Raw genomic sequence first — 24,792 nt, 5'->3', positions numbered from 1 at the left:
AAAGAACTGAATATGAATATAGATCATACTACGATAAATACCCTTGGGGAACTTAAAACAGCCGGGTATACCCCTAAATCAATAAAAGACGAACTGCGGGATAATTTACGTGATAAGCTGAAGAAAGGGGAAACTACCTTTGAAGGCATCTGGGGATACGAGGACAGCGTGATCCCGGAATTGGAAAGAGCTATCTTGTCCAGGCACAATATCAATTTACTTGGCCTCCGCGGACAGGCAAAGACCCGATTGGCCCGCATGATGGTAAACCTCCTGGATGAATATATACCTTATGTGGAAGGCTCAGAGATCAATGATGATCCCTTTAAACCGATCTCAAGGTATGCCAGGGAGCTTATCGCAGAAAAAGGAGATGACACCCCTCTGAGCTGGCTGCACCGGTCAGATCGTTTCTTTGAGAAACTTGCCACCCCGGATGTAACTGTTGCCGACCTTATAGGAGATGTTGATCCGATTAAAGCCGCAAACCTTCGTTTATCCTATGCCGATGACCGGGTCATTCATTTTGGAATGATCCCCAGGGCGAACCGGTGCATTTTTGTCATTAACGAACTTCCTGACCTGCAGGCAAGGATACAGGTGTCTTTATTTAATATACTCCAGGAAGGTGATATCCAGATTCGTGGTTTTAAACTGAGGCTTCCCCTGGACCTGCAGTTTGTTTTTACAGCAAACCCGGAAGATTATACCAACAGGGGAAGTATAGTAACTCCCCTTAAGGACCGGATAGGATCACAGATTCTTACACATTACCCGGAAGATATTGAGACGGCCAGGAAGATCACAGAACAGGAGATACAGGTAGACAGCAGGCAGACAGATGCCGTATATGTTCCTGACCTGGCTAAAGATCTGCTGGAGCAGATCAGTTTTGAAGCGCGCGAAAGTGATTATGTCGATGCGAAAAGCGGGGTGAGTGCAAGAACAAGTATTACGGCATATGAAAACCTTTTGAGCACCGCTGAGCACCGGAGCTTACAATCAGGTTCTGACAGAACCACAGTACGGTTAAGTGATTTTATGGGAGTTATTCCTTCTATCACCGGCAAAATTGAACTGGTATACGAGGGAGAACAGGAGGGAGCGGATGCAGTCGCCATCATTCTCCTGGAAGATGCTATTAAATCCCTGTTTGAAACCTACTTCCCCAGGATTGATAAATTACAGCGAAAAGATGCGGAATCACCCTATGACGAGGTGATCCAATGGTTCTTTGAAGGAGAGGGATTTGATCTATCTGATGAAGGACCGGATGAAGATTACCGTAAGGCACTGGATAGTGTTCCTCCTCTCGAAGCATTAGTTAACAAGTACCAGCCGGATACAGCTAAAGAAGATCGTTATTTTCTGAAGGAATTTATCTTGTGGGGGCTAGTGGCCAATAATAAGCTTAGTAAACACAGGTTTACGGATGGCTACCAGTTCAAGGATTTGTACGGTAGCTATATCAGTAAATTATAGCAGTAGCCATCTTTATAAACCCGGTCTCTGGCCGGGTTTTTTAATCCCAGGGCTCCAGGTGATCATCGAGGTAATCGGTCTTATAATCACCGATCAGCCGCTTTCTGTGACCAAAAGTGAGCAGGGTAAGGATGAGTAGCAGCAACTGCAGTCCAATGATGACAGCACCAACAGGGTAAAAGGTGGCGGGTATCAGGTGATCTGCAAACTCCCCGGAACTAATCAGGGTATTCACAGTTTTTACAGTGTTGAAGATGTAAATTACGAAGATTACGTACAAGGCGTATTCCAGGTTCCGCATGCGCGGATCCGGGTATTCGCGTTCTTTGATCTTGAACCAGAAGACATACAGGAAGGTGAAATGAAGAAGGCTCAGGATTGGAAAAATATAATTATCCGGTTTAAAGAGGTAAAACCTGTTGGAGTATAATCCATAAAAATTCAGGATAATCAGAGATGACAACACTCCGACTGAAAGTATTAAACATCGTTTCCAACTAAGAATCGAGTAAAGGTATTGCATAAGACAACTGAAAAATTGTGTATGTTCGAACAGCCTTCGATGGGGATAAAACGGAGTGTGTTTTTCTTTATTTTACAAATTTTAAAAATTTAGGTTCCATGTTGTGAACCGCTTGGCATACGGTGTGAAAGAAGATAATGCTTTACTTTCAACAATCCAGGAATCTAATATAAAAAATAATCTATATTCTTATCACCAAGTCATGAAAAAAGATAGGACAACCCCAGCTTGTGAATTATGAAGTACCAGTATGTCATCCGTATGCAATATCTCGGTTTCCGCTATAGTGGGTGGCAGCGGCAGCCCGGGCAGAAAACGGTTGAAGGAATGGTGAGAAAAACCCTCAAATTTATACTCGGGGATATCCCTTTCAGGGTGTTGGCAGCCGGTCGCACGGATGCCAAGGTCTCAGCACTGGCCGCTGCCGTTGCCCTTTACCTGGATGAAGAACTTCATATGGATGGGGAGGAATTTATCAGCTTGTTTAACCGCAACCTGCCCCCGGATATTCGTGCTCTGGATATCAGCTCGGTTCCCACAGAATTCAACATAATAAAAGACAGCAGCATCAAGGAATATACCTATCTCTTCTCTACAGGACAAAAGATCCATCCTTTCTGTGCTCCCATTATGGCTTGTATCCACGAACAACTGGATATTCCTCTGATGATCAGTGCAGCCTCCTTGTTTGTCGGCACCCATGATTTTAGTGCTTATACCGTAAAACAAAAAGGACTTAAGGATCCTAACAGGACGGTTACCCTATGTGAGCTAGCTTTAAATACCCGCTGGCAAGCCAGTTTTTTTCCTGAGCAGTCCTACCTTTTGCAGATCAGGGCAGAGGGATTCATGAGGTACCAGGTCAGGATGATCATGGGAGCTTTAATAGAACTAGGGCGTGGAAACATAAGCCTGGACCAGGTAAGAGCATCTTTGGAACCTGGGAATGATACTCGCTGGACATACGTGGCACCCGGATCAGGGTTAGCACTAAACCATTTAGAATTCGGGTAAAAACAAGACCGACTTTTTTATCTTTATAAAAACTATTGTCCATGACCAAGCGAAAGATCAGGCGGAAATTAAATATCAAGACCAGGGCCATCAGACCGAGAAAAATCGCCCAGAAAAAAGGAAAACAACCCGGGGCTATTATCTATGTAGGGGATCGCGAGGGAATGGCCAGTTCAGTGAATATCATGGAGTATAATTGGGATCACCTGCAGGAATACTCCCTGGCGTCCATGACAGAACTGGAGAAACAAAGAGATAGCAATACCAATTCCTGGATCGATATTATTGGGATCAGCGACGAAAAATTTATCGAAGATCTTGGAAAGAAATTCGAGATCAACAACCTCGCACTGGAAGATGCGATAAATACCCAGCAGCGGCCTAAGATCGATGAGTACGATAATTATATCTTCGGGGTCTTTAAGATGCTCTACCTGGATGATAACCAGCAATTGGTGGTGGAACATATTGCTCTTACGCTGTTTAAACATAATGTCCTGGTGTTCCAGGAGCTGAAAGGTGACGTTTTTAACGGTGTCAGGGAAAGGTTGCGCAACAGGACTGGGAAGATACGGGCTAAGGGTGCAGATTACCTGTTCTTTGCACTGATCGATGCGGTTGTGGACAGTTATTTTGAAGTCTCGGAAAACATATTTGAACGAATTGACACCCTTGAAGATGAAGTCTATTACGACCCCAAACCCGATACGGCACGTAAGATTCAGGAACTGAAAAAGGAAGTGATCCGAATGCATAAATGGATCTTCCCGGTTAAGGAAATGATTCACCGCCTTATTGAAACGGATAACCCGATGATCTCTAAAGATACGAGGTTGTACCTCCGGGATGCCCTGGATCATTGTATCGAAATAAATGAAACCCTCCAGATATACAGGGAAATGTCTATCAGCCTGATGGAAATGTATATGACCAGTGTTAGCAACAAAATGAACGAGGTGATGAAAGTACTGACGATTATGGCCTCTATCTTTATTCCTTTAACCTTTATCGCCGGTATTTATGGGATGAATTTTGAATATATGCCCGAACTCAACTGGCGATATGGTTATTCCGTAGTGCTTGCCCTGATGCTTATTATCCTGGTTGGGATGTTAATTTTCTTTAAGAAAAAACGCTGGATTTAACATTCATTATGTTAAGATTCGTGAATTAGGGTTAAAGGCCGTTAAATCCCTTGACTTAGCCTCTCTCAGCCTTATATTACTAGTGTATTTATTGGAGATCACAAGGGGTTGCAAGCCCCGGAACCAAGAAAGGTTTCTGGCATCCTGCCACATTTCGCAAGGTCTTATATGACCACTATGCACGATCTCCTATTCATAGCATAGTTTTCACGTACTTATTGAATTAAAACAGCTAAGAAAGAACGATGAATTATTTAAATATCAACGAAGATAAATTATTGCCGGTAGTGGTGGAACTTAATACCCTCCTGGCAGATTACCATCTGTATTACCAGAAATTACGCAATTTTCACTGGAACATACTGGGTAAGAACTTTTTTGATCTTCACGAGAAATTTGAAGAATTATATTCCGATGCCCGTATAAAGATCGATGAGATCGCCGAGCGTATCCTGACCCTGAGGTACCACCCGATGAGTAATTACACGGAGTATTTAAAAACCTCTAACATCGAGGAAAGTGCAAGGGATCTGACAGATACCCAAATGGTGGATGAGATCTTGGAAGCCCATGGAATTTTACTCAAACAAATGTCCAAGGTCATCTCGGAAGCAGATGGCATACAAGATGAAGGTACCATAGATCTGATAGGTGCCTATATACGAGAATTAGAAAAAACCAGCTGGATGCTGGATGCATGGAATAAAAAGAATGAAGAGCGCCTGAACAGTGCTGAACTTGTCAAGTGATGTACTGAAAGGCCTGGAGCCTTGCCTTGAGCGGCAAGCAGATGAATGTTAATTAATTTTTAATCCTAAAACAAAACAAATGAAAAATTTCAAAAATATTAGATTAGCCCTTTTAATGACCGGAGCATTTTCCGTTACTGCTTTCACTATGAATGCGCAGGAAAACCCTGAGAAATCCACGATGGATCAGCAGGAGGAAATAGCATCTGAGACCACCAAAAAAACATATAAGTTGTGGAGGAATAACGAGGTCATTAAAAACTCAGTAAAGATCAGTACCGAGAAAAAAATGGCGGTTATGCTGGCCGATAAAGACAGCAACGATATAAACCAGGAAAGGGTACTGCCTAAGAAGCAGGTGATGAAAACCGTTGAGATAGATAATGATGCGGATGATGCATATGATGAGCGAATCAAATTTCGCTATGATGCAAGTGCAACCTCAGATTTTGTCCTGATCAGTGATAAGGACGAGATTCTTGTCGCACTGGAAAACGGTGAAAACCTGGAGATCCTGGAAGATCAGCATATAGCCAAAGATAATTCCTCGGACAACAAGGATTCTTACGTATTTACCGATAAGAATGGGAAAGAAGTTGAATTCTTCATCGAGACCTATGAAGATCTCGATTCCCTAAGCAACAATGATAACACGAAGAAATCAGAGAAATAATAGCTGGTTAACTTAGAGAGAATCAACCGAAAAAAAGAGCACAATTTGTGCTCTTTTTTTTTATTGGAATAGGTCGGAAGAAAGATAGCGGTCCCCTCGGTCACAGATAATACTGACGATCACACCATGATCTAATTCTTTAGCGAGTCTAAGAGCAGCCTCGGTTGCGCCCCCGCTGCTCATTCCTGCGAAGATGCCTTCTTTGGCGGCAAGAACGTTCGCCATTTTCCGGGCATCAGATTCGCTGACATCCAGTATCCGGTCAACTTTCCGGGGGTCGTAGATCTTTGGCAGGTAAGCCTCCGGCCATCTCCTTATTCCCGGGATACTCGAATTTTCAGTGGGCTGAACACCTACGATCTGGATAGCGGGATTTTTTTCTTTAAGATATGTCGAAGTTCCCATGATGGTACCTGTAGTACCCATGGAGGAAACAAAATGAGTCACTTTTCCCTGGGTACCTTCCCAGATCTCCGGCCCTGTGGTGTTATAATGGGCACGCCAGTTATCATCGTTTGCGAATTGATTCAACATGAAATAACCCGGTTCTTTGGCCTTGGCTTCTGCATAATCGCGGGCACCTTCGATCCCTGTATCCGAGGAAGTAAGGGTTACTTTTGCTCCATAGGCCCTCATGGTCTGTACCCGTTCTTTAGTGGCATTCTCCGGCATAACCAGTTCTATTTGTAATCCATAAATACCGGCGATCATGGCGAGTGCTATCCCGGTATTACCACTTGTAGCCTCAATAAGCTTGGATTCCCTGCTAATGGTACCTCGTTCCAGGCCATTCCTGATCATAAACAAAGCCGCCCGGTCTTTTACACTTCCGCCGGGATTTTGTCCCTCCAGTTTGAAGAATAATTTAACGTTCTTATTGGGATTCAGGTGGCTCGAAAGAACAAGCGGGGTATTCCCGATCAGGTCGGTCAGATTATGGGACATTGGGAAGCGTTTTAATTTTAATTTCCGGGGTATGAAATACCGTAGAATTTGGCGGGACCGAAGAGGTAATCCAAGCATTTCCCCCGATGATTGAATTTTCCCCGATGATGGTATTGCCGCCTAATATGGTGGCATTAGCATATATTGTAACATTGTTTTCGATGGTGGGATGCCGTTTGGTCTTTTCAAGATTCTTTGCCACGTACAAAGCCCCGAGGGTAACTCCCTGGTATATCTTCACATGATCCCTTATTACAGCGGTTTCGCCGATTACCACTCCCGTGGCGTGATCAATAAAGAACGAATTCCCAATGCGTGCCCCCGGGTTAATATCAACCCCGGTCTTACTGTGGGCGTATTCTGTCATAAGCCTGGGGACCAGGGGGAATCCGAAATTATAGAGTTCATGTGCCAGCCTGTAAATAGCAATGGCATAGAACCCGGGATAAGCCATATAGACCTCTTCCAGGGACAGGGAAGCCGGATCGCAATCAGCGATAGCCTCCGCATCCAGGTTAAGTTTTTCAAGGATGACGGGTAATTTCTCCAGGTATTGTCCCCACAGTTCCTTGCAGGAATTTTCCGGGTCCCAGCAAGCCAGTTCAGCAAGGGAGGTGAATTGCGCTTCCAGTTCAAGAAGGGAGGGCTCCACCGGTGTCTCCATGTCAAAGAGACATAGAAAGAGCTTATTGGAAAATTTCTCGACCTCCGTCTTCAGGCGAAAACGAAGATTGGGTTGTTTCTTGTGGTCCTTTATTTTACGGACTATATCATCCTTATCCATATTACCTTTTATCATTCAAAATTAACCAATTAATAAAAAGAAGGCTCTCTAAAATGGTTAACTTTAAACTAAATAGGATAAAATTTGTGGTATGAGTAACGCTAAAGTCCCCCGGGAATCCTTCAGTTTCCTGCAGCGTTTGGGGGAGAAAAATAACCGGGAATGGTTCACGGAACACAAAAAGGAATTCAAAGCAATAGAGACTTCTGTAAAGGATTTCTATAATGCATTACTTGAGAAAATGAAAATGCACGATGAGATCGAAAAACTGAAAATGTTCAGGATATACCGCGATGTGCGCTTTTCCCAGGACAAGACTCCCTATAAAACGCATTTTGCCGGTTCCTTTGCCAGGGCAGGAGAACACAGGCGAGGTGGGTACTACCTGCGGTTAAAACCAGAGGAGACCTTTATAGCCGCCGGTTTCTGGGAGCCCAACAAGGAAGACCTGCTGCGGATCAGGAAAGAACTGGAACGCGATGCTGCCGAATTCCGTGAGACCATAACAGCCCCCGGGCTCAGTGATAAATGGGGGAGTATAGAGGGCGAGGAACTAAAGACGGCACCTAAAGGGTTTGACCGGGAACACCCCGATATTGATCTGATCCGCAAAAAGCAGTTCATATTTGTTCGGAAATTCTCAGACAAAGAAGTTATGGCTCCCGGCTTTATTGATGAAGCCAACGATTCCTTTAAAGCCATAAGACCTTATTTTGACCTGATGAGTGATATTCTCACCACGGATCTGAATGGAGAATCCTTGTTAAAGTAAAGGAACCAATTCAAAGACCTGGACCTGGTCTTTAAGTCGTTCAATGACCATGTTCATCATCCGTTTGTTTAATGCGGAGGAATTCAGAATATATATTTCGTATTCTTCCACGGTGAACTGACCAATGACCATTCCTTTAAGCGAATTCCGGAATTTTATATCCTTGTGGATAGCATTGTCTATGTATTCCAGCCTGCGCTCTACAGACAGTTCATAAAAACCATTCTTGTGCTTCGCTATATAATTCTTGAAAGCAGCGAGCAGCAGCTGGTTCTGGAATTTGATGATGGGTCTCAGGGTTACATTCTGAAATCGTTCGTCATCACTCATGTTCGGGTTAATTCTTGCGGAGGGAATCTCTGGACGGAATCGCAGGAGATCGGTTGATCTATTGTTCATCACAGGTAGTTTTCTTAAAATTAGAGAGAATATGGGCCCGAGATGGCCGGGGGGCGATTAGTTTTTAACTGCTTTATGAACAGTTTAGCGCCTAGTTGATATGCCCGGCAGGGATTGAATTAAAAATCATCACGGAAGCCAACAAACATGGAGTATTAGCTTGTTATCTTTAAGAAAATAAAAAATCTATATGAAAAAGTCGGTCAACCCCTACAATAACAAAGTACTCTACGAATTTGAAGAATTATCGGAAAAGGATATTAAGGAGTTCATAAAACGCGCGGACCAAGCTGCCCGAAAATGGAAAAAGGAATCGTTTCCTGACAGATCGGCACTCCTGTTGAAAGCAGCGGCAGAACTGGAGAAAAACAAACAAGAATATGCCCGAACAATTTGCGAGGAAATGGGAAAACCGATATCCCAGGCGATCGCGGAGATAGAAAAATGTACATGGGTATGCGAATATTACGCGGAGAATGCAGCAGATCATCTGTCAGACGAGCTCATAGAAACTGATGCCGGTAAAAGCTATGTCCGTTATGAACCCCTGGGTGTGGTTCTCGCCATCATGCCGTGGAATTACCCCTTCTGGCAGGTCTTCAGGTTTGCAGCACCCGCTTTAATGGCCGGGAATGTCGGGCTATTAAAACACGCTTCTAATGTGATGAAATCTGCAGAAATGATCAGTCGTGTTTTCAGAAGAGCAGGATTCCCCGAAGGCTGTTTCCAACACCTGGTGGTGGGTAGTGATGCTATAGAGACCATACTTAAAGATCCTGTAGTTAAGGCGGTGACCCTTACGGGTAGTAAACCGGCCGGGTCCTCAGTGGCAGCAATAGCCGGCAAAGAAATAAAGAAATCAGTACTGGAACTGGGGGGAAGTAATGCCCTGGTAGTATTTGAAGATGCAGAACTTGATTCGGCAATAGACACTTGTATCCAGGCACGCTTCCAGAATACCGGCCAAAGCTGTATCGCAGGTAAGCGATTACTGTTGCATGAAGCAGTTGCCGATGACTTTACTAAGGCGTTTTTGGAGAAAGTTAAGAATCTCCAATCCGGTGACCCGGCAGATCAAGATACCTATATAGGGGTTATGGCAAGGGAAGACCTGGCCAAAGAGCTGGAACAACAGGTGAAGGATTCCGAGGCCATGGGAGCAGTAATTCTTACAGGGGGCAGGAGGGAAGGCGCCTATTTTGAACCCACGGTATTAGACCGCGTCAGCGAGGATATGCCTTTATTCAAAGAAGAGACTTTTGGCCCGGCTATCGGGATCACACGATTTAAAGATGAAAACGAAGCGGTACAATTATCCAATGCTACCGAATTTGGACTGGGTGTATCCCTCTTTACGCAGGACCGGGAGCGGGCAGAACGCCTGATCCCACTGTTCGACGAAGGTGCGGTGTTTATCAACGAGTTAGTGAAAAGTGATCCCCGGCTGCCCTTTGGTGGAGTCAACACCTCGGGTTATGGACGTGAATTATCACATCACGGGATACAGGAATTCGTCAACAAAAAGACCGTTTACATCAACATGTAGTTGAAGAGCAACTATTGCTGCTGGCTGCCGGGTTAAGATTGATCAGGCGTATATCCCGTTGCCGGATCCTGGCTTCCTTTTGCAGCGAAAAATGCCTGACCTCCTCTACTACCCATGGAGAATTCAGACTGGTTGCAGAAGCTTCGCGAGAATCGCCGGTGACGATATATCCGAAAAATGAGAAAATTGCGGCAGTAAAATATTTGACTACGGTTTGCATGGCTCAAGAAAATAGTTTGTTGATTTAAAGCTATTTAATAAATCAATCGGGCGGATCTGCCTTAAGAAAAGTTTAATTGATCTTAACAAACTTTAATAATCGTGTCTATCTTTACGGCAATAGATATAAATAGTAACCTATGAGATTTCATACAAGGAAATGGGTAAAACCTGAAGATCTGAACGCCAATGAAACGTTATTTGGAGGAAGGTTACTGGGCTGGATCGACGAGGAAGCAGCACTGTACAGTATTATCCAGTTAGAGAACCGGAAAGTAGTCACCAAGTATATGTCGGAGATCAACTTTATGAGTTCTGCCAAACAAGGAGATATCGTGGAAATAGGTATCGAAGTGGTGCATTTCGGTAAGAGTTCGATCACCCTGAAAGCAGAAGCCCGTAATAAGATGAACCGGGTAACCATCCTGACCATAGACCAGATCATCATGGTGAACCTGGGCGATGACGGGAAGCCAAAACCTCATGGAAAGACCAAAATAGAATACGTGAAAGACAGGCTGGGTGAAGCTAGTTAAAGCTTCTCAGCAATTTCGCTTACTTCATCCAGTACCCTGAGCAGGTTACCGCCCCACAGTTTTTCGATCTCCTCTTCTGTATAGCCGCGTTTTACCAGTTCGACAGTGACATTTAAGGTCTCAGAAGCGTCTTGCCAGCCTTCGATACCTCCACCGCCATCAAAATCTGAACTGATTCCAACATGATCGATCCCGATCAGGTCAACCATATAATCAATGTGGTCTACCAGGTCTCCCACATCTACTCCTGGCGGAACATCCTTGCGTTCCTTGAGCAGGCTGTCTGCTACCTGCTGAATCTTTGCAGCATCTTCCCTGTAAGCCTCCTGTTCCGCTTCGCTAAGTGCGTAGCGCTCCCGCCTGCTGTACCATTGTAAACCCAGGGAATCGGCCACTTCGTTATAAAGTGCCTGTAAATACTCAGATCTTGCCTCGTGCTTCCCGGTATTCAGGTAAGAAGAGAAAGCAACGGTCTGTACGACCCCGCCATTCTCTTTCAGGGCTTTCAGTTGTTCATCGTCCAGGTTCCTGCTGTGATCACAAAGGGCTCTTGCCGAGGAATGAGATGCGATCACCGGTGCCTTGGAGCGCTGTACGATCTGCATCATAGATTCTTTGGATACATGAGACAAGTCTATCATTATTCCAAGCCTATTCATCTCATCCACAGCCTTTTCACCTAATTCACTTAAACCATTATATAGCCATACGTCATCTTTTTCGCCTGTATTGGAATCACAGAACTGGCTGTGGCCATTGTGCGATAGGGAAATATAACGAGCGCCCAGGTTGTAATACTTTTCAAAGTTTGCAAGATCAGTACCCATAGGATAGGCATTCTCTACCCCGATCATGGCAACCTTCTTTCCGGAACTATGTAGCTCCCGGACTTCTTCTGAGCTTACCGCCAGCCCGATCTGTTCCGGGGCGTATTCCTTGGTGAGCCTGTGAATGGCTTCAAATTTCGCCATGGCATTTTCTTCGGCTTTTTTGTAACCTGAAGGACTTAAAGTGTCCTGCCCGGTATAAACGATGAGGAAGACCACATCCAAACCACCTTCTATCATCTTTGGCAGGGTTACCTGGGTGTCCAGGTCCTGGGTGTAATTAATACTATCCGTGAAGTTTTTAACATTAATATCATCATGAGTATCAATGGTGATCACATTTTCGTGAATTTCTTTTGCCTTGCTCATCAGGTCCGTATCGTTTTTATTCTCTGGCTTTTCAGCGCAGTTTATCGATAATATGCATAAAAATAAGGCCAAGTAACGCATTTGTTAAAATTTTAAACCTACAAAAAGAGGGATTTGACAACAGCTTTCAGGGTCTAGGTAACATATAATTGCCCGCCCCCGACGAATATAAGATTTTTAGACAGTTAATACACCTATTCACTTTCATCTAAAAATAGAAAATCAGCTCCCTTGAAATCAGACCACCTACTAGACCAACTTAACCAGTTAGAAGCTCACCTGAATCATTTCTCCTTCGACGAATTGTCATCTGAAGAAGCTTCTGAACTTAAAAATTCCTTTCAATCGTTCAGAGAACAGCTCGAAAAGAAGATCTGGGGTGAAAGGTCGACCATGATTCACCCGGGAACAACGGAAATTACAGAAAACACCTTGGCAGACGACCAATCCCTGGGAACAGATCTGCAATTGATCAGCATGCTGAGCAACGAGTTCCAAAGATCCCTGAACGGCATCAGTGCCGCTGCAGACCTATTGAAGGATGGTAAACTGGATAAGTCGCAACTACAGCAGCTCCGTACCATAACAGACAGCTCTGAAGGACTGATGAATATCACCAACGAGCTGCACGAATATGCTAAACTATCGTCAGGATCAGAGAATTTTGAAACGGTAAGTTTCAATCTTCCCGGTCTTGTGAACGAAGTTGTTTACCTGGGCAGGACCTTGATCGTAGATAAGAAGATCTCTCTAACCCTGGAAATGGATAAAGATGTACCCGAATTCATTGTGGGCGATCCCTCCAAATTATCCCAGGTATTGCTTACCCTGCTCGGAAATGCCATAAAGTACATCCGGAAAGGAGAAGTAAAGCTGATCATTGAGGCCAGGCGTAAAAACTTGACTACTACAGAAATCGATTTTAAAATTACGGATACGGGGCCAGGAATGGGGGAAGAGGAATTGGAGCAGTTGCTGATAGCCTTGAAACCCGGCCTTGGAAACAAGTTGCCGAACCTAAATGGTCCTGGTTTAGGATTGTGTATCGTCAGGCAGATAATAGAACGACAGCAGGGGATATTCGGAATCGATAGTATACCGGGAAAAGGTACCACCTGCCACTTCAAGATCTCTTTTCCATTGGGAAAAGAGAGTGGAAAGGCAGTCACCAGGGAATCAAGCCCTGATCCAGGGTTGGTCAGGGGAAGCAGGATCCTGGTCTTCGAGGATAACTTGCTGAATCAAAAAATAATAGACCAACGCCTTAAAACCTGGGGATGTATTCCCTATATCACGGAAAATGTACGGTACGGGCTCCAGCTCCTGGAGGAAAAAGACATAGACCTGGTACTTATGGACCTGTGCATGCCGGTAATGAATGGTTACCAGGTTACAGAGATAATAAGGAACCATGATAATAAACATATCTCACAAATACCGGTTATTGCGCTTACAGCAGATTTTACCGCCCAGGACAAATCGGATTGTGCCAAAGCGGGTATGAATGATTTTCTGTTAAAGCCCTTTAGTGCCGAGGAATTGCTGTCAAAACTGACCCGGTTTATAAAGCATGAGACCCGCAAGACAAAACAAAGGGAAGAGAATCCAATAAAACCACAACCTAAAACTGAGATCAGTAAGGAGTTGGACCTGGAAGAAATGCTGGCCGACTGTATGGGCCAGATGGCTCTCTTGGAAGAACTGGTACTTCTCTTTAAGCAAAATGCCCTGGAATTTATAGGGAAAGTGAAAATGCACTTGGATAATAATGACTATGAAGGGATTGCCCAGGCTGCACATAAGATCAAATGCGGGTTAAAAATGTTCCATGCAGAACGTCTGATCCTGCTGACCGAACAGATTCACCAGAATGCACGAACAGACAAAGACCCAAGACACCTGAAATTCCTGTACGAATGTTTTACCGAGGAATTCCCGGTGATGGAATCCAGGATACAAAAAGCACTGGATGCATTAAAATAAAAGATTATGGTTCCCCCAAAAAAACAATTACTGCTTGCAGAAGATGACGAATTACTGGCATCGTTGCTCAATTTCCGACTGAAGAAGGCCGGTTACGAAGTATTACTGGCCAGTGACGGGCAGGAAGTGAAGGAATTGCTGAAGAAGCAAATACCTGACATCATCGTCAGCGATATCATGATGCCCTATTTTTCCGGTATTGAGCTGATCGACTTTGTCCGGAACGATCTGAAATCCCAGGTGCCTGTCATCATAATATCCTCCGCCGGGAACGAACAAAATGTATTAAGCGCCTTTGAACTAGGAGCTAATGATTTTATTTCCAAACCGGTGAGTCCCTCTGAACTGCTTGTAAGAGTAGGCAGAGAGCTGAATAAAAATTAATTATTTCTCTATGCAAGCTGCTATAGTTCCCCGCTATATACTGAATGCGTCCCCGTTCTATCTAGAAATGACGGGGTACCTGACAGTGGGCTTTGCACTGATTGCCATTCTGCTCTTGTTCATCGTTTTCCAGAACAGGAGGTCACATTCTAGGAAAACAAAGGATACCGCTGCCCGAAAGAAGACCCTGGCTCCTATGGTAAGCACCTTCCTTTTCTACGAGAACGAAGGCAGTAAGGAAGATAATGTGGAATACGTTGAAATGAAAATTGGTATTCGCGAGATGCTTAAAGATAAAGGCAATAGGGTAGTGCTGGCTGAAATATTGATGGATCTTCAGAAAGATATTTCCGGGGATGCCCAGGAAAGGTTGTTAGCACTGTATACGGACCTGGAACTACATTTTGATGCCTTTAATAAGCTGTCCAGCTGGCGTTGGGAAATAATATCGCAGGGAATCCTGGAACTGAGCCGGATGAAAGTAGATAAAGCTTACACCTTCATAAGACCTTTTGTAAATGACAGGAGAAGTGTGATCAGGAAACAGGCGCAGATCGCTACGGTTTCCCTGAGAAAAGAAGGAATAAATTATTTCCTGGACACCGCAAAGTATGCTATTTCCGAATGGCAGCAGTTGAAGTTGCTCGATATAATCCGCGAGAAAGAAGATTTTACTCCGCCGAAATTCCGACTGTGGCTCACCTCCCGGAACACTGATGTGGTCCTCTTTGCATTACGACTGGTACGCTTTTACAAGCAAACTGATGCTAACAATGCCTTGCTAAGGTTACTCCGCCATAAGAATGACCAGATCAAGCTGGAGGCATTGGAATGTATAAAGGAATTCTGCGTACTGGAATCATTAGAGGTGCTGAAGGAAATATATCCTGATAATAAGGCAGAGATCAAGCGTACGATACTGGACACCATTGGTTTCCTGGGCTCAGAGGACGAGATTCCATTCCTGGAAAAAGTAATCTTTGAAGAAAAGGATTTCATGGTCAGAAGCAAGGCCATCAGTAGTCTCAACGAGATACGCCCGGATAGCGTTCTGCCCGAGGACCATCTTAAAAAACCTGCAAATGAGGATCTAACCGTTGAAACTGAGACGCCAGAAGAGATCGATGATCAGGTCCTGGTGGAAATAGAAGAGCCAGGTATTGAACTTGATACGGTAGAAGATAGCATTACTGAAGATCACCTGGAAGAGGAAGCTGTAGCTGAAGAACCTGTTTTGGAGATGCCTGTAGAAATACCCATTGAAGCAGAAGAAGACCTGGAGATCTTTGATATCTGTCTTCGTGAATCCCTGGATGAATTGATACTGGAAGCCCGGGAGTCAGAAGGTCTTATGAATCCCAGGGGAATACTGTCCCTGGACTTCTTGCCATTCATCAGTGAGGAAGAGAGTAGTGAACAACAGAATCCAGATCTGAGTGCGGATGAATTTGAAGCGATCATGCACATGGAAACTGTTTACGAGATCCTGGAATCCCAACAAGCGGACACATCTGCAGAGGAACTCGAAGATATCCCGTTAGACACGCTTCTGGAGCCTCATGGTATTGCCCTGGAAGATAATAGGGATCATGAAGCTGCAGATGTCGCCGAGGCCCCGGGAAAAGGGGTAGAAGAGCCCGGGATGGTAATTGATTTTTCCCCGGAACCTGCCTTTCATCAAAGTATTTTTTCAGAGCTCTTCCTTCGCTGTGATATGGACTCTAAATTGATGCTGCTGGATGAAATGCTGGCCGTAGGGGATGAGAAAGAATTGGAATACCTCGATTTCCTGATAGCAGAAGAAAAAGGCCCGCTGAGGGAAAAGGCCATCGCCGTTCGTAAAAAGTTGGCAGATCTCCTTGAATCATTCCCCATCCTTGCCCAGGATCCGGAAGCAATCGGTGAGAATGAGGTAGATGAAAGCTCTTTTGGTGATGAAAAATATGAAGACGCAATAAGCGCAGGAGGATTTTTAGAATTGAATTTTGAACCCGGGGCTAGTGCACCCGGTTGCAATGAAAATGCGAAGGAAGAGTCTGCTGATACCGTAGCAGGATCAATTTTTAACTGCCTTATGAAAATGATGAAATAGGCATGGAAAGAGATTTACTGCAGATCGTATTTGAATACCTGAACATAGTTTTCTTTGTGTTCACGGCTACGCTGTTCTGCATGTTCGCCTTTATGGCATATCTCTCCTCCAGGAGTTCCCTTCATTATAAGCATAAGAACAGTTTTGGAGATCTGTCTAAGATCATGGCATCCCCTTTAGCCCCAAGTATCACTATCATTGCACCGGCCTATAATGAAGGCCCTACAATTGTAGAGAATATCAGGTCCCTGTTGTCATTACAGTATGTGAATTTCGAGGTCATGGTCGTCAATGACGGTAGTAAGGATGATACCTTGCAAAAAATGATAGACGCTTATGACCTGGTAAGATCGGATGAACTGACAGACCCTGATCTTAAATGTAAGAGAATTAGAGGGATCTATAAATCCACCCAACGCTCCTTCGGGAAACTGACCGTGGTGGATAAGGAAAACGGGGGTAAATCGGACGCCCTGAATGCAGGGATACACCTGTCTACCAGCCAATATGTTGGTTGTATTGATGTAGATTGTCTTTTGCTGCCGGAAGCCTTACTCCACGTGGTAAAATCTTTTTTCCAACGATCTAAGAAAAGAGTCATAGCCGTTGGGGGTGTGATCAGGATCGCTAATTCGTGTAAAATATCGGGTGGAACTCTGGAAGAGATCAGGATGCCCAAGCACTGGCTGGCCAAGTTCCAGGTATTGGAATACACCCGCTCTTTCTTACTCGGCCGGATGGCATGGGGACGGATAGATAGTCTTCTTATCATTTCCGGTGCCTTTGGTTTTTTTGACCGGGAGGTGGCTGTCGCAGCAGGCGGTTATGATACCAATACCGTAGGTGAGGATATGGAGATCGTTTTCCGGATGCGGCGGTTTATGCATGACCGGGATCTGCCGTATTCCATTGAATATATTCCTGATCCCCTTTGCTGGACAGAAGTGCCCGAAGACCTGGAAATGTTTGTCAACCAGCGTGACCGCTGGTCACGGGGTAACCTGGAAACGCTGTATACTCATAAGGACATGTTCTTTAATCCCAGTTATGGCAGGCTGGGAATGCTCAGTTACCCGTATTGGTTCTTTTATGAATGGTTGGCACCACTACTGGAATTCGCAGGTTTCCTGTCTGTTATCCTTTTCTGGTATTTAGGAGTACTGAATACAGAATTTTTCGTCCGTATCACCCTGGCTGTGTATATGTTTTCGGTCATGTTCTCCTTTTACGCCATCCTGGCAGAAATGTATTCCTACAACCAGTATAATAAGACCAGGGATATACTTACCCTGGCCTTTTGTGCCATGATTGAGCCTTTTATTTTCCATCCCATTGTTGTTTATGCGGCGGTCAAGGGAAATTTTAAAAAGCTGTTTAAGATACGTTCCGGGTGGGGAACCATGGCTAGAAAAGGATTTGCAAAAGCATAGGTAATGATCGCAGATATAAATGACAAAAAACCTAAAGAGCAGCGACCCCTCCGGGACTATATCCGGATGGTACTTGCCTTTTTTATCTGTCTTTGCGTTATATCATTTTGGCAACATGCCCACCTTTATCAACAGGGCCTTCTGGATACTGTATTAAACCGGAGCCTGTTCCTGCTTCTGGTGCACCACACCGGTTTTGCTTCCCTGGCAGGTATCATCCTAGCCTTTATTTTTAATCTTCTCGAAGGGGTAAAGAGATCCTTCGGACTTTACTGCTGTGGAATACTTTTTATTACATTGATATTCACCGAAATACTGACTACCCTGTATTTTACGGAACAACACGAATTGCTGGGTTCAGACTTTTTAGCCGTCTATTCTAGCCGATATTCTACCTTCCGGCTAATGCTGAGGCTCATCATCGGACTGCTGTCTGCAAGCCTCGGGTTCCTGCTTATGTACAGGTTGATGGCCAGGGTGTACCATCATATTTCGAGGATGTATCCTTTTACATTGATCTTGCTTACCATCTTTCTCAGCACCCTTATGTCTCATAAGAACCCGGTGAATGAAAATAAAACCCAACACCTCCTTGACAATGCCCTGGCTGAGTTACTGGATCGGAACCCGTATGAAGGAGAGGCAGAATATCCACTGTTACGTCCCAGGGCAACTTCAACTTCGTTAACCCCGTTTTTTCAACTAGGGGAGGAGAGGCCTAATATCGTTGTCCTCGTCGTTGATGGTCTTGGAGCAGATTTCATTGGCCAGGAGGCCAGGTATGCAGCTTTTTCTCCCTTTTTGAATTCCCTGGCGGAGAGCTCACTGGTATGGGATAATTTCCTTAGTAACCAAGGGACAAGTTACGCTGCTATCCCCAGTGTTACCGGTTCACTCCCTTTTGGAACCAGGGGTTTTAATAAAATAGAGCAGCGGCTGAACAGGCATACCCTCTTTAGCCTTCTTGGTTATAATGGTTACAGGACCTCTTTTAACTACGGTGGCAATACTGCATTACATAAGTTAGACCGCTTTTTGGTCGATGAAGAGACAGACGAGATCATTGGCCGGAAAAATTTCGGTAAAAATTACAGCCAGCAACCCCAAGATGACGCGGGAGTTTCTAAAGGCTACCCGGATAAAGCTTTGTTTACACGCTGGCACAGGCAGGAAAAAGACTGGAACAAACCAAGGCTGGATGTATTCCAGACCCTGAGCAGTAGTAAGCCCTTTCTGATTCCGCAGCAAGCAGTCTATGAAAAAAAAGTTGACCAGACCCTGGAAACAGGGAATTTTTCCGAGGAAACTGAGAACAGGATCAGGCGCAATACAAGACTTTTCTCTTCCGTTCGCTATATGGATGATGCGATCAGACATTTTATCCGCCAGTACAAAAGATATCCCCAGTTTGACAATACAATTTTCATCATTACAGGAAGCCATAACCTGACCGAATTACCCCATGACAACAATTTAGATCGTTACAGGGTTCCTTTACTGGTCTACAGCCCCCTTATAAATGCCCCCCGCAGATTTCAGAACATGGCATCTCATGCAGATATCGTTCCTTCTGTACTGGACTTAATTGATCAGCATTACGGCCTGGACCTGCCTTCAGAGGTAGCATGGCTTGGAGAGGGGCTTCTGGATCATACAGACCGGAAAACAATTCCGCTCTTTCGCTACCAGAACAGCATAGAGGATTTTATTATGGGCAGCCATTTTATGAGCAACGGGCAGATATATAAAATTGGTCCATCCCTGGAGCTGGCCGATAATTACAACACAGAAGCCGCCACAGATGTAGAAACCGCATTCCAATATTTTAAGGCCGTTAATCGTTATGTAACCATGGAGAACAAGCTCATCCCCCCGGCTCAGCCAGGTTTATATACGAGTACACGCCATAGCTTTAGCAAAGAAGAAATGATCTGGTTGCAAAGTGTTTTCAACGGTGTTGATTTCGATAAGGCCTATAAACAGGCAAGGCAGATTGCTTTTGACGGAGACTGGGACAGGGCAGACCTGTTGTGCAGGTTCATCCTGGATAAAGTGCCAGGGCACGCAGATACAGAAATTCTCAGGGGACGGTTAGCTGCATGGCAGGGAAAATATGAACCTGCGGAAAAGATACTTAGCGAAGCGGTAAGGAAGTACCCTGTGTATTCTGACGCTTACGCTGCGCTTCTCGATACCTATTTCTGGAATGCTAAACACAGGGAAGCACTGGAATTGCAAGCGGATATAATAAAATATCACCCGGAGAACATAATTCTCCAGGAAAAACTTCAGCGAGCTTCATCAGGGCTGAAGAAACAGCTGGTACAGGAAAGAAAAAAAGCCCGGGAAGATAAACCGAACAAACCTATAGCAGCAAAAACATGAAAGGATCTACCAACCATATCATTATTTTGTTCCTGTTATTGCTCGGAGTGGCTTACGGACAGGAAGGCCAGGCAACAGAGCTGTTATTTTCTGAGGCCAGGCAAATGGCCTTTAATGGCCAGCATAAAGCCGCGAGGAGCAAACTGAATACTATACTCGCTTATGATCCCGGTCATTCTGATGGTCAAACCCTGCTGGCAAAAACCTACAGCTGGGAAGGAAATTACGAGGAAGCGAGGAAACATCTGAACCGGATGACCTCCGGGGAAAGGGAAAACCAGGAAGCATGGGTGGCAGCCATCAAGAACGAGATGTATGCCGGGAACCTGCACATCGCCCTGGGACTCACCAATAAAGCACTTTCATTTTTGCCCGCAGATCCAGAACTTATCGGCCTGAGGTCCGTACTGCTGGCGCAAAATCAAAAAGAGGCCCAGGCCCCGGGAATTAAAGAGGATAACATTGATGATATCATTGCATTACAACCAAAAAAACAGAGCTGGAAGGGAAAATACGACAAGGCTCGTATCCGGTTCAATACTTATACTTCAGAAGATCCCCTTCATCAACAGGCCTGGGTAGGAGCTATCAATAATGAAATGGATGCAGGCAACCTGAACATTGCCCTCGGCTTAGCGAATAAGGCACTTATAAACCTGCCCGGAGACAGGGAGTTGCTGGTACTCAGGGCCCACCTTTTAAAATTGATCGATCCTGTAGCTGCCAGGGAGAATGAAGATAAAATAACGGTGGCCCAGGAAAAAAAAAATATAAACAGGAGTAACCGGATAATACTGTCTAACCAGGTGGATGTCTTTGACAAGGCATTTGACCCGATGCTCTACGGGAGTGTTGAGTATGTAAAAGAGACCGCGTACGGTAAGATCATCCCCAGGCTCTTGTACAGTAATCGGTTTAATACAGACGGGCTGCAGTACGAACTGGAAATTTATCCCCGGTTTTCGGCAAAAACATACGCAAATCTAGCTTATGCTTATTCTTCTTCACCAATTTTCCCGGCACAACGGGCAGGGGCAGAGGTATTTTCCAATCTTCCTAAGGGGATAGAAGTATCGCTGGGAGCCAGGTATTACGATTTTAAAGAAACAGACGCTCTGGTCTACACCGGCAGTATCGGGCTGTATAAAGGGAACTATTACATTTCCTTGCGGCCCTACCTGACACCACAAGCCGGGCAACCGATATCCTTTTCCGGTTCATTACTGGCCAGGAAATATACTCGCACAAAAGAGGATTACTGGGGTATCAGGGCAGGGGTAGGGTATAATACAGACCTTAAACAGCTGAGGAGAGATGATGTATTGTTATCAGAAACCATATTATTCGTGAGTTCACAACAATTACAGTTAGAACACCAGTTCCGGCCCGGGGGGAGAACATCGATGTACAGGGCCAACCTCGGTTTGCTACGGCAGGAATTCGCCGCTGATCCGGGAAATTTCTTCTACGCCGTATCCGGGGGATTACAATATTTCTTCGATTTTTGATTTGATTCACCATGCTAATTGCAGGGTTTAACCACAAAAAAAAGCGGGTACACCACAATAAGTTGTGATAAATTCTATTATTAAATATGTTTACTGTAAGCAAATTTGACACCAATCAAACCACTTAAACCCCACTTACCATGTTGTATGATACCTACGGGGAGGAATATTTAATTTTCCTTCGAGAATTGAATGAAATTTTAAGTTTAAACGAACTGGCCGAATTGGACTATCTGTAATCGGTTTAACCCCTAAAACCTATTTATTATGGCAAATGATCATCAAGACCAAGCAGCATATCTGAATTTCATTGAAGACCTCAATGAGATCCTGATGAATTTTAATATCAACAGGCTTAACTGTTCTTAATTGTGTTTAGTGTATAGTGTAAAATAAAAAAGGGAGCTGCAGAGCTCCCTTTTTTTATTGTAAATCTTTATCCTTTATCCAAGGTAATTCTTCAGAAGTTTGCTCCTGGAATTATGCCTGAGCTTCCTTATTGCTTTTTCCCGTATTTGTCGTACCCGTTCACGGGTCAGGTCAAAGGTCTGCCCGATCTCAGCAAGGGTCATGGATTGCTGGTCACCTATCCCGTAATATAATTTAACAACATCCGCCTCGCGGGGAGACAAAGTGTCCAGCGCGCGGTTGATCTCGGTGTTCAGGGATTGCTGCATCAGGGATTTATCAGGTTTCGGGGATTCGCCGGAGCGCATCACATCGTATAAGTTAGAGTCTTCTCCTTCTTTTAACGGGGCATCCATAGAAACGTGCCTTCCTGAGTTTTTGATGGATTGCTTCACCTCGTTTACGCTCATATCCAGTTCTTTCGCAATCTCTTCTGCGGAAGGCGGGCGTTCATGGGCTTGTTCCAGGTAGGAAAATGTCTTCTTGATCTTGTTGATAGACCCGATCTTGTTCAGTGGTAGTCGGACTACCCTAGACTGCTCTGCCAGGGCCTGAAGGATCGATTGACGGATCCACCAAACTGCGTAGGAAATAAACTTAAACCCCCTTGTTTCATCAAAACGCTTTGCGGCTTTAACTAAGCCCACATTCCCTTCATTGATAAGGTCAGGTAATTTTAATCCTTGGTTTTGATATTGTTTGGCCACGGAGACGACGAATCGTAAATTGGCGTTGGTGAGTTTTTCGAGTGCGGCTTGATCCCCTTCCCTTATTTTTTGGGCCAGCTCAACTTCTTCATTAGCAGTAATCAGATCTATTTTACTGATATCTTGCAGGTATTTGTCTAATGATTTGGATTCTCTGTTAGTTACCTGCTTGATAATCTTTAGTTGCCTCATATGTCTAAAAAGGGGTTTAAGGGTTATATCCTTTCATTATAACATTTTATTCTGTCTTTTCCAAAACCAAGGGGGTTGTAATCCTTATTTTATCAAAAGTTTAGCAAATAGAGCACATAAGCATCCCCTCAGGGGTATATTGAAAGTAGCCTCATCAGATTATAGCCCTGATATCATTATCTTCGAGGCATGAGTAAACGCGCATTGAAAAAGTACGTGACCGAGTTGCCTAAAGAGGAATTGGAGCTGCAACTCATCGCTTTATACGAGCGATATCCGGAAGTCAAAAAATATTACGATTTTATATTTAATCCCAAAGAGGAGGCATTGGTACAACAAGCCAAGACAAAGATATCTTATGAGTATTTCCCCACCCGCAGGAAAAGGGCTAGGGCGAGACGCTCTGTGGCCCATAAGTACATTAAAGAGTTCAGGAAGTTAGAGATGGACCCTCAATGGGTAGCCGAGGTTATGCTCTTTAACCTGGAGATCGCCCAGGTTTACGAGGAGAAAAGACCCTTGGCTGACGCATTCTATAAAAGTATGTGGAAATCCTATTCTGAAGCCGTGCAGTTTATTACTTACCATCACCTGAAAGGTGAATTTGAAACACGGCTTAAAAAAATCCTGGAAACCGTTCAGCAGCGGGCATGGCCTTTTGAAAGTGAATTTACCAGGGTTTATGACCTGCTCGAAGAAGAAACCGGGCTGACTAATTAAGATTAAAGAACCTGAGACCGATATGGCAATAGTGATCATCCGGCAGGATGGAAAATCAGAAGAATGGAGAGAAAGTTTACACAAAGCGGCTCCAGGTATAAATATCTACGTACACGGGAATGAATTTCCGAAAGAAGAAGTGATCATGGCCCTGGTCTGGAAACATCCGGTGGGCAGTCTGAAAAATTATCCCCGGCTGCAGTTGGTAAACTCTATGGGCGCGGGAGTTGATTTTATACTCGATGATCCCGATTTGCCACCGCAGGTCGCCGTTTGCAGGGTTGTGGATCCGTTATTGGCAGAAGATATGTCCGAATTTGTGTTGTCCCTGGTATTAGGACATATCAAGAATCTGAACACCTATCACGGGGATCATCGGAGGAGATGGTGGCAACCCTTACCTTACCGAAGGATTAAAGAGACCAAGGTGGGAATAATGGGGCTTGGAGCCTTGGGAGCAACAGTAGCCCACGATCTCAAAGACTTAGGATTCGCTGTAAGCGGCTGGTCCAGGACCAAAAAAGATCTGCCGGGGATTACGACCTATGAAGGACCGGGAGGTTTTCAGGAATTTCTCGGCGGGGTCTCCGTTTTAGTCTGTTTGCTCCCCTTAACACCCGAGACCCAGGGCATCCTCAATACAGAACTATTTTATGCTCTTCCTCAGGGCACCTACCTGATCAATGTGGCTAGGGGAGGGCACCTGCAGGAAGAGGACCTGTTACAGGCCATAGATAACGGCCAGATTTCCGGGGCTTCCCTGGATGTCTTTGAACGGGAACCCTTGCCGGTCAACCACGCTTTCTGGGATAATGAGAACATTTTGATTACTCCTCATGTGGCCAGCGTCACCGATGTTGATTCTGTGGCCTCTCTACTACTCGAGAATTACCGCAGACTTAAAGCAGGCCAGGCCCTGCGCTTTGAAGTTTCCTTAAGCCGGGGATATTAAAGGACCATTTTCACCCTTAGAATTTCTTTTAAGCTTAAAAAACTGCTA

Annotated in this window: 23 protein-coding genes; 16 read left to right on the top strand and 7 right to left on the bottom strand. The window is 44.7% G+C overall.

From position 1 onward, the window contains the following. Positions 1–12: 12 nt before the first annotated feature. The gene (locus CLV82_RS10540; RefSeq protein WP_133644259.1) at positions 13–1,482 is read left to right on the top strand and encodes a magnesium chelatase; all 1,470 of its coding nucleotides are present in this window, start codon (positions 13–15) and stop codon (positions 1,480–1,482) included. A gap of 40 nt (positions 1,483–1,522) precedes the next feature. On the opposite strand, the gene CLV82_RS10535 is transcribed toward CLV82_RS10540, so the two are convergent. Continuing rightward, positions 1,523–1,948: a hypothetical protein gene (locus CLV82_RS10535; protein WP_243744192.1), complete on the bottom strand. Its 426-nt coding sequence runs from the start codon at positions 1,946–1,948 to the stop codon at positions 1,523–1,525. A 294-nt stretch (positions 1,949–2,242) separates the two neighbouring features. On the opposite strand from CLV82_RS10535, the gene CLV82_RS10530 reads away from it, so the two are divergent. The 4 genes from CLV82_RS10530 to CLV82_RS10515 all read left to right on the top strand — a co-directional run bounded on the left by CLV82_RS10530 (position 2,243) and on the right by CLV82_RS10515 (position 5,586). Continuing rightward, positions 2,243–3,019 (top strand): tRNA pseudouridine synthase A, encoded by a 777-nt coding sequence (locus CLV82_RS10530; RefSeq protein WP_133644257.1) that lies wholly within the window; start codon positions 2,243–2,245, stop codon positions 3,017–3,019. A 41-nt stretch (positions 3,020–3,060) separates the two neighbouring features. Then, complete coding sequence (gene corA, locus CLV82_RS10525) at positions 3,061–4,164, top strand: magnesium/cobalt transporter CorA (RefSeq protein ID WP_133644256.1); 1,104 nt, start codon at positions 3,061–3,063, stop codon at positions 4,162–4,164. A 245-nt stretch (positions 4,165–4,409) separates the two neighbouring features. Further along, positions 4,410–4,913 (top strand): Dps family protein, encoded by a 504-nt coding sequence (locus CLV82_RS10520; RefSeq protein WP_133644255.1) that lies wholly within the window; start codon positions 4,410–4,412, stop codon positions 4,911–4,913. 79 nt (positions 4,914–4,992) lie between these two features. After that, complete coding sequence (locus CLV82_RS10515; RefSeq protein ID WP_133644254.1) at positions 4,993–5,586, top strand: hypothetical protein; 594 nt, start codon at positions 4,993–4,995, stop codon at positions 5,584–5,586. A gap of 60 nt (positions 5,587–5,646) precedes the next feature. On the opposite strand, the gene cysM is transcribed toward CLV82_RS10515, so the two are convergent. Together cysM and epsC are read right to left on the bottom strand one after the other, a co-directional pair. Beyond that, a complete protein-coding gene (gene cysM, locus CLV82_RS10510) occupies positions 5,647–6,531 on the bottom strand; it encodes a cysteine synthase CysM (RefSeq protein ID WP_133644253.1) in 885 nt (294 codons plus the stop codon). After that, positions 6,521–7,315, bottom strand: coding sequence for a serine O-acetyltransferase EpsC (gene epsC, locus CLV82_RS10505; RefSeq protein ID WP_133644524.1), 795 nt, complete (start codon positions 7,313–7,315; stop codon positions 6,521–6,523). Before epsC ends, cysM begins: the two co-directional genes overlap by 11 nt. A gap of 91 nt (positions 7,316–7,406) precedes the next feature. Here epsC and CLV82_RS10500 point away from each other — a divergent pair, with 91 nt between their 5' ends. Beyond that, positions 7,407–8,087, top strand: a complete 681-nt coding sequence (locus CLV82_RS10500) for a DUF2461 domain-containing protein (protein WP_133644252.1) — start codon at positions 7,407–7,409, stop codon at positions 8,085–8,087. Here CLV82_RS10500 and CLV82_RS10495 read toward each other — a convergent pair. Then, positions 8,079–8,486 (bottom strand): glyoxalase, encoded by a 408-nt coding sequence (locus CLV82_RS10495; protein WP_133644251.1) that lies wholly within the window; start codon positions 8,484–8,486, stop codon positions 8,079–8,081. The two genes, CLV82_RS10500 and CLV82_RS10495, sit on opposite strands and share 9 nt — an antisense overlap. Positions 8,487–8,676: 190 nt before the next feature. Between CLV82_RS10495 and CLV82_RS10490 the strand changes: the two genes are divergently transcribed. Next, positions 8,677–10,032: an NAD-dependent succinate-semialdehyde dehydrogenase gene (locus CLV82_RS10490; RefSeq protein WP_133644250.1), complete on the top strand. Its 1,356-nt coding sequence runs from the start codon at positions 8,677–8,679 to the stop codon at positions 10,030–10,032. On the opposite strand, the gene CLV82_RS10485 is transcribed toward CLV82_RS10490, so the two are convergent. Next, a complete protein-coding gene (locus CLV82_RS10485) occupies positions 10,022–10,252 on the bottom strand; it encodes a hypothetical protein (RefSeq protein ID WP_133644249.1) in 231 nt (76 codons plus the stop codon). The two genes, CLV82_RS10490 and CLV82_RS10485, sit on opposite strands and share 11 nt — an antisense overlap. A 139-nt stretch (positions 10,253–10,391) precedes the next feature. Between CLV82_RS10485 and CLV82_RS10480 the strand changes: the two genes are divergently transcribed. After that, the gene (locus CLV82_RS10480) at positions 10,392–10,787 is read left to right on the top strand and encodes an acyl-CoA thioesterase (protein WP_133644248.1); all 396 of its coding nucleotides are present in this window, start codon (positions 10,392–10,394) and stop codon (positions 10,785–10,787) included. Here CLV82_RS10480 and CLV82_RS10475 read toward each other — a convergent pair. Then, entirely contained in the window at positions 10,784–12,064 is a 1,281-nt protein-coding gene (locus CLV82_RS10475; protein ID WP_133644247.1) for a dipeptidase, read from the bottom strand. The two genes, CLV82_RS10480 and CLV82_RS10475, sit on opposite strands and share 4 nt — an antisense overlap. Before the next feature lie 150 nt (positions 12,065–12,214). On the opposite strand from CLV82_RS10475, the gene CLV82_RS10470 reads away from it, so the two are divergent. Genes CLV82_RS10470 through CLV82_RS10445 form a run of 6 tightly spaced genes read left to right on the top strand, consistent with a single transcriptional unit; the run spans position 12,215 to position 21,765 of the window. Next, positions 12,215–13,966, top strand: coding sequence for a response regulator (locus tag CLV82_RS10470; protein ID WP_133644246.1), 1,752 nt, complete (start codon positions 12,215–12,217; stop codon positions 13,964–13,966). A 6-nt stretch (positions 13,967–13,972) separates the two neighbouring features. Then, on the top strand, positions 13,973–14,350 hold the full coding sequence (locus CLV82_RS10465) for a response regulator (protein WP_133644245.1): 378 nt from the start codon (positions 13,973–13,975) through the stop codon (positions 14,348–14,350). A gap of 10 nt (positions 14,351–14,360) precedes the next feature. Continuing rightward, on the top strand, positions 14,361–16,442 hold the full coding sequence (locus CLV82_RS10460) for a HEAT repeat domain-containing protein (RefSeq protein ID WP_133644244.1): 2,082 nt from the start codon (positions 14,361–14,363) through the stop codon (positions 16,440–16,442). Positions 16,443–16,444: 2 nt separating this feature from the next. Then, positions 16,445–17,872, top strand: a complete 1,428-nt coding sequence (locus CLV82_RS10455) for a glycosyltransferase family 2 protein (RefSeq protein WP_133644243.1) — start codon at positions 16,445–16,447, stop codon at positions 17,870–17,872. A gap of 3 nt (positions 17,873–17,875) precedes the next feature. Further along, positions 17,876–20,257: an LTA synthase family protein gene (locus CLV82_RS10450; RefSeq protein ID WP_133644242.1), complete on the top strand. Its 2,382-nt coding sequence runs from the start codon at positions 17,876–17,878 to the stop codon at positions 20,255–20,257. Next, entirely contained in the window at positions 20,254–21,765 is a 1,512-nt protein-coding gene (locus tag CLV82_RS10445; protein ID WP_133644241.1) for a YaiO family outer membrane beta-barrel protein, read from the top strand. Before CLV82_RS10450 ends, CLV82_RS10445 begins: the two co-directional genes overlap by 4 nt. A gap of 443 nt (positions 21,766–22,208) precedes the next feature. On the opposite strand, the gene CLV82_RS10440 is transcribed toward CLV82_RS10445, so the two are convergent. Further along, positions 22,209–23,072 carry a sigma-70 family RNA polymerase sigma factor gene (locus tag CLV82_RS10440; RefSeq protein WP_133644240.1) on the bottom strand — a complete coding sequence of 288 codons (864 nt, stop codon included), beginning with the start codon at positions 23,070–23,072 and terminating at the stop codon, positions 22,209–22,211. 189 nt (positions 23,073–23,261) lie between these two features. On the opposite strand from CLV82_RS10440, the gene CLV82_RS10435 reads away from it, so the two are divergent. Together CLV82_RS10435 and CLV82_RS10430 are read left to right on the top strand one after the other, a co-directional pair. Beyond that, entirely contained in the window at positions 23,262–23,792 is a 531-nt protein-coding gene (locus CLV82_RS10435; RefSeq protein ID WP_133644239.1) for a DUF6155 family protein, read from the top strand. 22 nt (positions 23,793–23,814) lie between these two features. Continuing rightward, entirely contained in the window at positions 23,815–24,744 is a 930-nt protein-coding gene (locus tag CLV82_RS10430; RefSeq protein ID WP_133644238.1) for a 2-hydroxyacid dehydrogenase, read from the top strand. Positions 24,745–24,792: the final 48 nt, after the last annotated feature.

The organism is Zeaxanthinibacter enoshimensis (assembly GCF_004362865.1).
GTDB classification, from domain to species: domain Bacteria; phylum Bacteroidota; class Bacteroidia; order Flavobacteriales; family Flavobacteriaceae; genus Zeaxanthinibacter; species Zeaxanthinibacter enoshimensis.
Note: the sequence above shows the minus strand (reverse complement) of the source record. Positions and strands in the feature narration are given on the sequence as shown.